7 protein-coding genes are annotated in these 13,609 nt (G+C 32.5%); 5 read left to right on the top strand and 2 right to left on the bottom strand.

Annotation, left to right across the window (positions count from 1 at the left end):
- Window positions 1-17 precede the first annotated feature (17 nt).
- From AC07UM_RS18025 to AC07UM_RS18005, 5 genes are all read left to right on the top strand, one after another.
- Window positions 18-1,052 carry a hypothetical protein gene (locus AC07UM_RS18025; protein WP_494681443.1) on the top strand — a complete coding sequence of 345 codons (1,035 nt, stop codon included), beginning with the start codon at window positions 18-20 and terminating at the stop codon, window positions 1,050-1,052.
- Window positions 1,053-1,664: 612 nt separating this feature from the next.
- A complete protein-coding gene (locus AC07UM_RS18020) occupies window positions 1,665-3,209 on the top strand; it encodes a T9SS type A sorting domain-containing protein (RefSeq protein ID WP_494681442.1) in 1,545 nt (514 codons plus the stop codon).
- A gap of 2 nt (window positions 3,210-3,211) precedes the next feature.
- Window positions 3,212-6,778 carry a DUF5977 domain-containing protein gene (locus AC07UM_RS18015; RefSeq protein WP_494681441.1) on the top strand — a complete coding sequence of 1,189 codons (3,567 nt, stop codon included), beginning with the start codon at window positions 3,212-3,214 and terminating at the stop codon, window positions 6,776-6,778.
- Window positions 6,779-6,783: 5 nt separating this feature from the next.
- Window positions 6,784-10,302, top strand: a complete 3,519-nt coding sequence (locus AC07UM_RS18010; protein ID WP_494681440.1) for a DUF6443 domain-containing protein — start codon at window positions 6,784-6,786, stop codon at window positions 10,300-10,302.
- A 2-nt stretch (window positions 10,303-10,304) separates the two neighbouring features.
- Complete coding sequence (locus AC07UM_RS18005) at window positions 10,305-10,790, top strand: hypothetical protein (protein ID WP_494681439.1); 486 nt, start codon at window positions 10,305-10,307, stop codon at window positions 10,788-10,790.
- A 143-nt stretch (window positions 10,791-10,933) separates the two neighbouring features.
- Here the strand turns inward: AC07UM_RS18005 and AC07UM_RS18000 are convergent, their stop codons facing one another.
- Window positions 10,934-11,740, bottom strand: a complete 807-nt coding sequence (locus AC07UM_RS18000) for a hypothetical protein (RefSeq protein WP_494681438.1) — start codon at window positions 11,738-11,740, stop codon at window positions 10,934-10,936.
- A gap of 307 nt (window positions 11,741-12,047) precedes the next feature.
- Window positions 12,048-13,433: a tRNA uridine-5-carboxymethylaminomethyl(34) synthesis GTPase MnmE gene (gene mnmE, locus AC07UM_RS17995; RefSeq protein WP_494681437.1), complete on the bottom strand. Its 1,386-nt coding sequence runs from the start codon at window positions 13,431-13,433 to the stop codon at window positions 12,048-12,050.
- Window positions 13,434-13,609 lie beyond the last annotated feature (176 nt).

Here is a 13,609-nt window from a genome sequence, read left to right as displayed (position 1 = left end):
ACTTAATAAACAAAAGTATGATATATCCCAAACTTAAACCTACGTATTTACTCACCCTTATTTTGGTGTGTGGTATTGTGATTGTAGGAAAGGCACAGGTGACACCTTTCTATAACGTTGCACCATTTGAGGAGGATGATTATTTTACAAAAACGGTTTTTCCGTTCAATCCTACTTTTATGAAAAGCAATAAAGTAAAAAGTATTTTGCTTAAAAGTGACGAAAAAATGGGAACGAAATATATCTACAATTTTAATCCTGACGGCTTTATAGAGAGCATGATTACCATACGCTATGATAATAAAGAAACTGATACTGCTTTTTATACCAGATATTACTACAAAGTACAGGGATTAATTGATAAAAAGGCAAAGATAGATTATCGGAATGGCATTGTAAATGTCAGCAGTTACCGATATGATAAGAAAAACAAAATTGATCTTATCCGAATCTTTTTATTGAATTCACAAATGCCAAATAGGCTACAGAACAGTGACGGGCAGGGAGAGCCTGTTCCCGGTGTAGACAAAATGATTCTTAATGGATCTTTGCCTAATGAAGATCTTTGGAAAAGACTGACAGCTGAAAATGAATTTTCTTCCTGGCAATATCGCTATTATACCGAAAATAAATTTGAGGCAGAAGAACGCACAGAGTATTTTAATTTTCGTAAAAAAAACGGCAGTGAGGATACGTGTTATCAAAAAAAGACGTATTACTATCTGAATGGACTTCCTGCTGTGCTGTTTCTGCATAATGGCTGTGCTGCAGAGAAAGCACCTTCTGAGTTATACCAATTCAAGGAAGGACTTATGTTACAGCTCACCGATGCACCTTCCAGTTCAGACTCCAAAATCGAAAAGTACACTTACGATAAGAACAGAAACCCGGTACGAATGGAGGATATATGGAGTGGACAAAAAGTAAGCGAGTTGGAAATGAGCTACGATGAAAAAGGCTTTCTGACCACAATACAACGAAAGTCAGAGGCCGTGAACATGATTCAATATTTTCAAGACCGTATTCTAAAGGCAACCTATAATTTTTACTAGGCTAAACATCGAATAAAGGAGGTAAAGCAACAGTATAAATACGAAATTATCAGCCATCATGGACTTGTGGTCATTCCAAAAGAAACTGTTGATAAGCTCATACGTACCCAGGATAGCAACCCCTTTTTTAATACATTTGAAATAGAAACAAATAGAATATATATTCTGTAATGTTAAATTCTGAAACAAAATGCAAAACTAATACAAAACCCTTTAAACATTGAATTTAAAGGTTTTTTATATTATTGTAATCATATGCAACTTAAAACACTTACTATTTCCCGATACAAAAATAGTTAACTTTGATTATCAATGCATTAAAATAAATAGTAGCAATATAGAGTCAAATAAAATTATTTTTCACTTTCTGAACAGTTCCGATGCTGACATTACAGATTTTTGCAGTGTCCCTAATTGAATTTCCTTTTTTTAGGTTCTTAATACTAAAACCTGTTTTAATACGACAGGTTTTGTCGCTTTGCTGAAATATCTTTGTGTTATGAAAAGACCTCTAGATGATAAAAACTTATATTAAATCACATTAACATGACTTGAATGCGTTAAAAAACGTTAAATTTGCAAAATTAAAAAAAAACTAACATACACAAATAGATGAGAAAACTCTACATGAGTGCATTTACGATGTGCACAATCTTGGGTCTGTCGGCTCAGGAGGTTGTTTGGCAAAAAGATATCAAATCCAGTACTCAGGATTTTTTAAGCCAAATCACTACAACAATAGATCAACAGTATTTGATCACGGGAAGCTCGATTCAGAGCAATAAACTTCAAAAAGAAGGAAGTAAACAAAACAATGGCTATGATTTCCATTTGGTTAAATTAAATCAACAAGGCCAAGAGGTTTGGGAAAAGTTCTTTGTGGGAAATAACCATGACTTTTTATCCTCAACCGTTGCGACTCAGGATGGAGGATTTTTGCTTTCAGGCACCTCATATTCAGCGAAAGGGCTGGATAAAAAAGAAGAATCCAAAGGTGGTTCTGACATCTGGCTAATTAGGCTCAACGAATTTGGAGACGAACTTTGGCAAAAAACTTTAGGATCAGCATCCGATGAAGAAGCAAGATCAGTTATTCAGACAACAGATCTTGGATTTTTTGTAGCAGGTAATGTTCAGAATTCAGCTAAAGGTTATGGTTCAAAAGACATTTTGATCGTAAGACTGGATAAAAACGGAAAAGAATTATCACAATTAGTTTTAGGCGGAAAAGGGCTGGATGAAGTAGAGAAAATGATCCCTACAAAAGATGGCGGAGCTTTACTGGGAGTTTATTCTAGAAGTAATCAAGGAGGTTCGAAGAAAACAGAAAACTTCGGGGAAGGAGATTATTGGATCATTAAACTTTCAAAAGACGGAAAAGTAGAATGGGAAAAGAATTATGGAGGTAAAGGAGATGATCATTTGAGAACATTGGCGTTAACATCAAATGGATATATCATCGGTGGAGAATCCAGATCCGAACGATCAGGCAATAAAATCGTTGGTATTGAAGAAGGGACCGATCTGTGGCTGATTTCACTGAATGAAAGAGGGGAAGAGATTTGGCAAAAATCTTACAATTTCAAGAACCGCGATATTTTAATGGGAATGAGTATCATTCATTCAGCAGATGACAAAACTTCTAAAGGAATCCTTTTAGGCGGTTATACTCAGGCAGAAGGTCGTATAGAAAATGAGGATGAAACGTTCTGGATGTTGTATCTAAACCAAGACGGAAATGAGCAGTGGAGAAAACACATAAAAGGAGAATCCAGAAAACGTGAAGAAAGGCTTTCAGATTTGAAACTGAACAGAGACGGCTCAATTATCCTTGCGGGCACCAGTGCCGAAGAGCTTGGAAAAGAGAACTGGAAAATTGTGAAGCTTGGAGATAAACAACTAGATCAGCTAATTGAGAAACAGGATATTAAAATTTATCCAAATCCAGTTTCAGATTATGCTTATGTAGAAATAGGCTTTGAATTTAAAGAAGCAGATATTATTTTGTACGATATGAGTGGAAGACAGCTTCAAAGTTTAAAAACTAAGAATAAAGTGACGAAGGTCAATACTCAGAATTTGATTCAGGGAGCTTATCTGGTGACGATAAAAACGGATAATAATAAAACTGCTAATGCTAAATTGATTAAGAAATAAAAATGAAGAAAAATATATTAAAATTATTACTATTAATTATACCTATTGTATTATTTTCTCAGGGAAATAATTTTCCTCCAGCAACAAGCACAGTACAAATACCGACCTTTTCAACACCAGAAGTATCAAAATTATTCAGGTATTCAGATTTCCCAAATATAAGTTCGATTGGAGGCACAGATATTGAAATTCCTATTTATACAATAAAACTAGATGGCTTAGATATTCCTGTAAAATTAAAATATGACACAAAAGGAGTGAAAGTTGCGGACATTGCTAGTGATGTAGGATTAGGCTGGAGCTTGATATACGGAGGAAATATTGTAAAAGAAGTAAGAGATATGGATGATTTTATATCCATAGGATATTATTTTGATCCATATTGCGGTAGTTTTGAGCCAGAACAACAGCAAAGATGGTATAGAATTACAAGGGGATATTTTGATGATAGTGATAACGATTGGACGGGATTATTAGATTATCAGGTTGATTCATCCCCAGATTTTTATAAAATTAATGCACCTGGGCTTAATGATAAATTTTATATGAAGGCAGGGCTTAATAAAAGATTTACCCCTCAGTTCACAGAAAACACAAATTCAAAATCTGACTTTGTGACCCCAGGAGCAACATCTTTATTACTAGATCCGAATAACAGCAATAGTGGTTTAATAGGTTTCCCTAATTTTACGATCAAAAATGGATTAGGGTATGAATATTCTTTTAATACTTTAGAAGGAACAGCAATTAATTTTTTTCCTCAAACACTTGACGATAGATTAAGCCGTTTGCCTAGAGACATAACTACATATAAATTAAACGAAATAAAATCACCTAATTCCTCTAAAAAGATAAATTACATATACGAAAACTTCGAAAACTTATATCTTAATCCAACTTTAAATGCAAATGTTGTGATGGTTTTAGAAGATGGAACAGGTGGTGTTTTTAATGTAGGAACAAGTCCAGATCCAGGTACTATTGTGCAAAATCCTATCCATAACAAAAATATTTATACAGCTAATTTGAGTCCTAAAAGAATAAAAACTATTAATTTCGAAGAAGGATCTATTAACTTTATTTATACTACTAAAAGACAGGATTATGATGGTAACATTTTAAGTAAAATTGAAATTAAAAATTTAAATGGTCAAACAATCAAATATTTTGATTTAGAATATTCTTATTTTCAACCTGCTAACTCTTCAACCTGTACAGATAATTATACTTGTCTTAGATTAAGATTGGATAAAATAAAAGATTCTTCAAGTGGAAATTATGTCTTCAATTATGGAGTTAATAATTCAAATGGAGTATTTCCCAAAAGGACATCCTCAAAGATAGATTTTTTAGGTTTTTTCAACAACAACCCTACTGATTTTCAATTGGTTCAAAATGAGGCACAGGGATATGATGGAAATTTATATCCTCAAGATAAAATGTATTATTATCCACAGCTAGGATCAAATAATTATTTACCATTTCAATTAAATAATACCAATTACACTTCTGTAATAGGATCTGTCAATAGATCGTCTAATGAAAGCTCTTTAATAGGTCTATTAACAAGTGTTTCTTATCCGACTGGTGGAGGATTATTAGTTCAGTATGAGAATGACGATTTTGATCTTGAAGGTGGAACTTATAAATTAGGAACTGCAAGAATAAAGAAATTTACTCAAATTTTTAATGATGGAACTGCATTAGAGAAAAATTATACTTATAAATTAGATAATGGAAAATCATCTGGGCAAATTGCTTTTTTTGATACTAATAAGCCTAAGATAGGTTTGGCTATTAATAATAGTGCTTATGTATTGTATTCAAAAGTTGAAGAGGCTATTACGGGAAATGGAAAAACAGTTAGTGAGTATAGTAACTTTAATGAGTTTCCTGATTTGCTAGAAAAGTTTAATTTTAATGATTGTGATCCTGGAACAATTGGCTTACCTCCTTGTTCAATTTTAGTAGCACCAGCAAATATTAAAGTTCTAAAAGAAAGCAAGTTTCCATATATTAATGTAATGTCTCAAAGCCATAGAAGAGGTCTTTTAACTCAAAAAACAATTAAAGACAATTCAGGTATAATACTTAATAGAGAAATATATAAATATAAAAACTATGTAAAGGATAGCTTGTTAGTACAAAAGTCTATATCTGATTATAAACAAGAGAGAGCATCATGTAATTTTACATCTGTAAAATATGGTTTAAAATCAAAAAACTATATTAGAAATGAAAATAGCTTCTTAACAAAAGTAATTAAAGAGAGCTATCTTCCGAATGGGATGGTGTCTGAAGAGAGTAATTATACTTATAATGAGCCATATAATTTGATGACGACCAATCAGAATATTGTCTCAAACGGAAAAGTTACAGAGACTAAATACCAATATCCTGTTGATCTAAATCAAACATGGTTAACAAGTAAAAATATTTTAGGTATCCCTTTGATTACAACATCAACATTAAAAAATGGTATCTCTGATCAAGGAAAAATGATTTCAAAGGTTGAGACAATTTATCCTGTTTCCTCTGGCTCAATAACGGGAGAATTTGCCTTACCTTTATCGAGTAAATCATACAATTTAGATAACAGTCAGCAAACTGATATTGTTTATGATAAATATGACTCTAAAGGAAATCTTTTACAGTATACAACCAAAGAAGGAATACCAGTCACAATTATTTGGGGGTACAATAATACACAGCCCATTGCTAAAATTGAAGGAGCTATTTATAATAACATAAAAGATAATGCTAAAGTTATTTCCATTATCAATGCTTCAGACGATGATGCATTAAACCCCAATAATGAAGGTACATTAATAAACTCCTTGGATAATGTTAGAACTGATGATGCATTTAAAGATTATCAGACTACAACTTATTCTTATGATCCTTTAAAAGGGATAACAAGTGTTACTTCTCCTTCGGGAATAAGACAAGTATATATATACGATACTGCGGGTAGACTAAAAGAAATTAGAGAAGCAACTAAAACAGGTAATTTGCTGAAAGAGTTTAATTACAATTATGCTCCGACAACGTATTATAATTCTGAGAAAAGCGGAAATTTCACCAAATATTGTGGTGGTAGTGGAATTGGTTCATCCTTCACTTATACTGTAGCTCCCAATACATATTCATCTATTATCAGTCAGGCTGATGCAGATCAGAAAGCACAGAATGATGTAAATGCTAATGGGCAGAATGCCGCAAATAATAATCCAAGTGGAACATGTACTCCTTTTACTTGTAATCTTTCTTTTAATACCTCAATTGGGATTAGCGGAGGAGGAAGTGTTTCAGTCCAATCGAACGGTTATTACAAAGCATCTTTTGGTTTTTCTTCTGGATCAAACTCAACTAACTTACCTTGGATGACGACAGGAGTTAAAGTAGCTACAATAAGCGGAAGTTGCTTACCAACGACAGAGTACTCTTCTTATAATGGACAGGTGTACTATACAATTAAAACAAATGGAGATGTTATTTTAAGATCACATTCAACAGCTCCAGGTAATAACACTTCTTATAGTTACGACATAATTTTCCCCATAAACTAAAAACGATGAAAAGAATAATTTTACCCATCAGTATGTTATTTGTGGTAGGTTTTTCCTATGCACAGACAGATACTGAAAATTATATACAAACCAGAACTTATTTAGAAGAAAAAACGGCTTCTGATCCAAATGCCAAACAAATCAATACTGTAGAATATTTTGATGGATTAGGAAGACCTAAACAAGTAATTAATGTCAAAGCATCTCCGCAAGGTAAAGATGTTGTTACTCCTATTGTTTATGATCAATTTGGAAGACAAAGGAGAGATTATTTACCAATTCCACAAACATCTACAAACAATGGATTAATATATACACAAACTGCAGGTCATAATCCTTATCCTGTTACAGATCCGTCAAATATTTATGCAGGAGAAAAGATTTTCACGGAAAAGCAATTAGAAGACTCTCCATTAAATAGACTATTTGAACAAAGGCAAGTTGGAAATGACTGGTCAAACCATCCAGCTACTCTTGGTTATGATATAAATATTATTGGTGAAGTAAAGAATTATGTAGCAACTTTTGATTACACGACCTTTCAGACGAGCATTAGTTTAGTTGGTGATGTAGCAGCTAAACAATTATATAAAAATACAGTTACGGATGAAGATGGTAATAAGACTATTGAATTTAAAAATGGTCTTGGGCAAGTTGTTTTAGTTAGAAAAGTTATTAGTGAAACTGAAAAAGCAGATACATACTATGTTTACAATAACTACAACCAGTTAGCTTTTGTAATTCCGCCAAAAGCCTCTCTAGAAGGTAACCCTAATACTGTACTTGATGATTTATGTTACCAATACAAATATGATGTAAAAAATAGGTTAGTAGAAAAGAAGCTTCCTGGCAAAGGCTGGGAATACATGGTGTATGACAAAGCAGATAGATTAGTTCTTTCTCAAGATGCAGTTATGAACGCACAAAGCCAATGGTTTTTAACTAAATATGATCAATTTGGAAGAGTTGCTTATACCTCAATCATTTCGGGGGGCAGCAGAGAAAACATGCAACTCCAAGCAGGTGATAAAATAATCATTGAGAGTAGAAATAGTTCTGGGTTTACTCAGAATGGAATGCAAGTTCAGTACTCTAATAATTATTTTAATATTCTTGAAAAGGTACTGAGCGTTAATTATTATGACACTTATCCTCAGTATAGCTTCAACCCAACTTTTCCAAATGATATTTTTGGAGAGACTATCTTAAAAGATACTTCATATATTGAAGGAAAAAACACTAAAGGTCTTCCTATAATGAGTTTAATTAAAAACATTGAAGATGATAATTGGACAAGAAACTATACTTATTATGACAAAAAAGCAAGAATAATTGGATCTTATTCTATTAATCATTTAGGAGGGCGTACTAAAATAGATTCCAAACTTGATTTTGCAGGAGTGGTTCAGCAGATGGTTACTCGTCACAAGAGGTTAGATACTGATACGGATAGAGTGATCACAGAAAACTTTACCAATGATTCTCAAAATAGATTATTATCTCATACTCATCAGGTTGATAGTAATCCTGTTGAATATCTGACTCAAAACACTTATAATGAGCTTTCTCAGGTTACCAATAAAAAGGTAGGTGGAATTGTTGCTTCTTCTCCTTTACAAAGTGTTGATTACGCATATAATATTAGGGGAATTGCCACTAAAATAAATGATCCCGCTAATCTTAATGGAAAATTATTTGCCTATGAAGTAAAATACAACAATCCAACATATTCAAATATTGCACCTGGAAGATTTAATGGGAATATTGCAGAAATTGATTGGATAAACTCTCAGGATGGAATATTGAAAAGATATACTTACAATTATGATAAGCTCAATAGACTTAAAGACGCAATTTATACAGAGCCATCTTCCACCAATCCATTTAATAATTTTTTCAATGAAAATCTCACATATGATTTAAATGGAAACATAATGACCTTGAAAAGGTTTGCTCCACAAGTATTTTCACCAACGGCAACAATGGTAGATGATTTAGAATATAAATATACTGGAAATCGTCTTTATAAGATTATTGAAAATGCTCCTAACAGTACAGGTTATGAGGGAGGAAATAATATTATTGATTATGACCTGAATGGAAGTATGACTAATATGAAGGATAAAGGAATTCAAAACATTTCTTATAATCACTTGAGCCTTCCTGATAGTTTTTCTATTAGCCAAGCAGATCCATTTGGCACTAATGTTAATTTTACCTTAAATTATTTATACCGTGCTGATGGAACAAAACTTCGTAAAACAAATACGTCAGGTGGAGGAAGAGGTCAATCCACCTCTTATGCATATACTGATTATTTAGACGGTTTTCAATATAGTTTTTCGGAAATTGTGCAGCCATGTCCATGGTGCAGAACAAGTGTAGCCTATGAACAGGAAGCATTTAAAAATCCTATAATTCTTGATCGTCCTCCTTTTGGTTCTTTAGGTTGGTTATTGGATTTTGTCCCAACTTCAGAGGGTTTTTATAGCTTTACAGAAAATCGCTATATTTACCAGTATAAAGATCATTTGGGAAATTCAAGAGTAAGTTATGCTAAAAACAGTCAAGGCAATATTGAAATTACAGATACGAATAACTATTATGCTTTTGGAGCAAACCATATTGGCGGAATTAAATCTAGTTTAGGAGGATATAAAGACTATAAGTACAACGGAAAGGAAATACAAGAATCTGGAATGTATGATTATGGATCGAGGTTTTATATGCCAGATATTGGAAGATGGGGTGTCGTTGATCCTTTGGCTGAAAAGATGACGAGACATAACCCTTATAATTATGCTTTTAGCAATCCTGTTAGATTTATTGATCCTGATGGTAGAGAATCTATAGAAGAATTTATAAATGGCTGGGCTGCGGGTGTAAATAATGCAAACGCAGGAAACAATATTCAAACAGAAGATCCAGGCAGAAAATTAATACGAAATACTTCAAGTACGGATATAAAAGTAACGTTTAATCCTGGAAAACATTCAACAGATGGTCCAGAGACAGTAACATTGCAGAATCAAAGTAATTCAAGGTACGCTCAGACTGATACAAATGGAAACGAAAGTCTAATTTATACTCAAACAACATATACTCATCAAGCAATAGTTGATGTTGATGGAAATATTTCAAATGTAAACGAAACAGTATCTTATGTAGAACAAAATGCAGATGGTAAAACTCTTAAAAAATCGACAAACACAAATCAATATAATATAAATGATGCAAAGGCTAATTCTGCACCATTGAAAGATTTTGCGTCCACTGTTAAAGCTGTTTCAGAACATAGATTGAGTGAAAGAAAAAGTGGAGCTCAAGATTATTTGGAAAGATTAAACAAAGGAAATACACATGCTGGATTGGTAGGTACAATTTTAGGCTTTACCAAAGCTGGGTGGACAGGAACGATTATAGGGGTTGGTACTACTGCTATAACATATACTGCATTAAATAATACTGAGCCAAAAGATGTCATTATAAATGTTAAGCATCAAATGAAGATTAAATACAAATAAATATGTCAAACAAAAATTATAAAAATTTAATAGGAATAATATTAGTTTTACTTCTAACTTATAGTTTATACAATACCTTTTTTTATAAAGAAGAGTATTCTATTGATAAATTTGGAACAAACTACAATGACTTCAGAAAAAAAAACAATATACCTTTATTGCCAAACAACTGGATTTTAGAAACTAGCCCCAATAAGTTTACAAATTTCCATTCACCTGATACGACTGTACTAGGACATCGTATAAAATATATTAATTTATTAAAAAGTGATTTAGGAGCAGAAATGGATAAGTTCTATTTTACTAAAGATAGTATATTAGAAGCTAGATATGAACGAAATACAGGAAATAAATTATTATACATTTATACAGGTTCAGAAATTAAAAAAAAGCTGATTACTGATAAACAAGCAAACTCAATATTAAAAAAGCTTCATATTGATTTTAGATTTAATAGCTCTTGGTCTAATAACCTAAATAAAAATTGAAAATGTTTTTAAGAATTTTTTTGCAAAAATTCTAATCTGAAAAAAGTTAATTCCAAATATTATGAGGATAGAAAACAGGCTTTATTTAGCCTGTTTTTCTATTCTTATACATATAATCTAATATAAAACGTTTCAAAAACACATTAAAAACCGTTATAAGCGTACCATTCGGGATGTAATTCTAATCGTTTTTTATAATCAACTTGAAAATCATGTTTTTTCCATTTTTCTTCCTCGATTTTAGGCATTAAACCTGTATACCCAAAGATGTATTTAGGCATCAAATCTTCTAAAATATGAGCATAATTCTCTGTGGTAGATAAAGAGTCATGAATCGAAAACAACGGCATTTCTGGGTATTCATTGGCGATTTTTTTTGATACAAAATCAATGATACATGCTGATTCAGTATTTTGTAAAAGTTTAGAAAAATCAGCATTAGCGTTCTTCTTAAAGATCTCTATTACATTAACTAAATTTGGAAAATCTCCTTTAAAAGTTTTGTAATCCGAGTTTCTTGTATTTACACTACTAAAAAATAAAGTGAAAATAACTCCTTTCATCAAAGCTCTAACATTGTCCATTTTTTTCTTTTCCGTTACCTTTTTCCTAGCGATATATTTATTTGCAAAATAAGAACCTAAACGCTTCTTAGGATTTATTATACTTTCCATATTTTCATAAATTTCACCATTGAGAACCCAAGTTTTAAAAACCTCATACTCTTTCTGGAAATCCTCTGTAGAAAGGACTTCACGGAGTTTCTGCAACATAAAGGAATTATAAATCTTTTTAGTATATATTCTATCTATTATATTGTTTATACTACTATTATTATTTATAGTAGAATCTATTAAAAGTATCAAGAAAAACGGTTGCGAATTTTTTAGATCATACCCTACGAGTTCTTGACCTTCATACGTTACAAAGGGTTTAAATATTTTCTTCAAGTTTGTTAAAACCGTATGTAAACCAAAATCACTTTCCTCATTTCGGGTAGCATAAAAAGCCTTGTGATGCAGAGTTGATATTTGATGATTCCAATGAACTTTCTTATGGGTTAAATCAACAACCTCACCTTCATGATATGATAAATCAAATTCATAGAAACAAAATAGAAACAGATAGAATGTATATATCCTGCAATATTAACTTGTAGAATAAAACAGAAAACAGATAAAAAACCCTTTAAAAATTACATTTAAAGGGTTTTTCGCATTATTGCAACTGCAATCTATATACAATCTAAAACACAGTCTACTTTCCGATACAAAACTTAGAAAAAATATTCCCCAGCACCTCATCATTGGTAACCTCACCGGAGATTTCGCCAAGATGTTCTAAAGCGTTTCTCAATTCATAAGCTAGTAATTCTGTGGAAATCTGGAAAGAAATAGCTTCTTTCACTTTATCTACAGCCTGTAAAGACTTTTGTAAAGCCTCGTAGTGACGTTGATTGGTTATGACCACATTGTTTTCAGATGCTTTTAATTGCTCTACATAAGAGGATAATTCATTTTTCAGATCCTGGATATTTTGATTTTCAACTGCTGAGATTTTAATAAAATCAAACTCATTAGAGATCGCATTTCTGAAGATTGCTTCTACCGTTTCGTATTTTGTAGGAGTAACCTCATCAATTTTTGTAGCACAAATAATCAGTTTCAGATCTTCTCTCAACAGAGATTGGATCATTTCAATATCCTCTGAAAAATCTTCAGTAGCAGCATCAGCCAGATAAACAAGGATATTAGCATTTTCTACCTTTTCTTTGGCTTTTTTAACGCCGATGGCTTCTATTTCATCTACTGTATCACGTAATCCTGCTGTATCAATCAAACGGAAAGCATGCCCTTTGATATGAAGAATTTCTTCAATGGTATCCCGGGTAGTTCCGGCAATATTACTTACAATAGCTCTTTCTTCCTTTAAAAGGGAATTCAGTAGAGTAGACTTTCCTGCATTCGGTTTTCCGATGATGGCGACTGCTGTTCCGTTTTTAATGGCATTCCCGTATTGGAAACTTTCAATAAGAGAATTTAATTTTAATTCAATTTTATCCAGTAATCCGCTTAGAGCGCTTCTGTCCGCAAATTCTACATCTTCTTCGGCAAAATCCAGCTCCAGTTCAATCAGGGAGACAAAATTCAGAAGATCGGTTCTTAATATAGAGATTTCATTGGTGATTCCCCCTTTCAGTTGGTTGATGGCAACTTTTCTGGAAGCCTCATTCTCAGAAGCAATCACATCAGCAATAGCTTCTGCCTGAGAAAGGTCAATTCTCCCATTGATAAAAGCACGAAGTGTAAATTCTCCTGCTTTGGCCATTCTTGCTCCATTTTTGGTCAGGGTTTCAAGAATACGTTTTCCAATATGCGGAGATCCGTGAAAAGCAATTTCCACAGAATTTTCAGTGGTGAAACTTTTCGGAGCCAGGAAGATCGAAAGCATTACTTCATCAATAGCTTCCTCCTCATCCATAAAATAACCGTAATGAATGGTATGGGATTTCTGTTTTTCCAGTTTTTTGGCCGGAAAACTTTTCTGAACCACAGACAGAACTTCATTTCCTGAAACCCGGATGATGCCTAAAGCACCTATTCCATTGGCGGTAGCCAGCGCGCATATCGTATCGTTATTCATGATGCAAATTTACGTTTTTTAATATAAATTTTCGCCGGAATCTGTTATTCAGATTATCTATTGCTTTATTCAAACGGAAAATAGGGAAGGGGATATTATGAATAAAACCTGTCATTGTTTTGAGGATGCTATGTTATGAACGAGGATGCTGTATTTAAAAACACGGAATTTTTCAT

The sequence above is a fragment of the Chryseobacterium sp. GW821-FHT04C04 genome (assembly GCF_059420365.1).
Note: the sequence above shows the minus strand (reverse complement) of the source record. Positions and strands in the feature narration are given on the sequence as shown.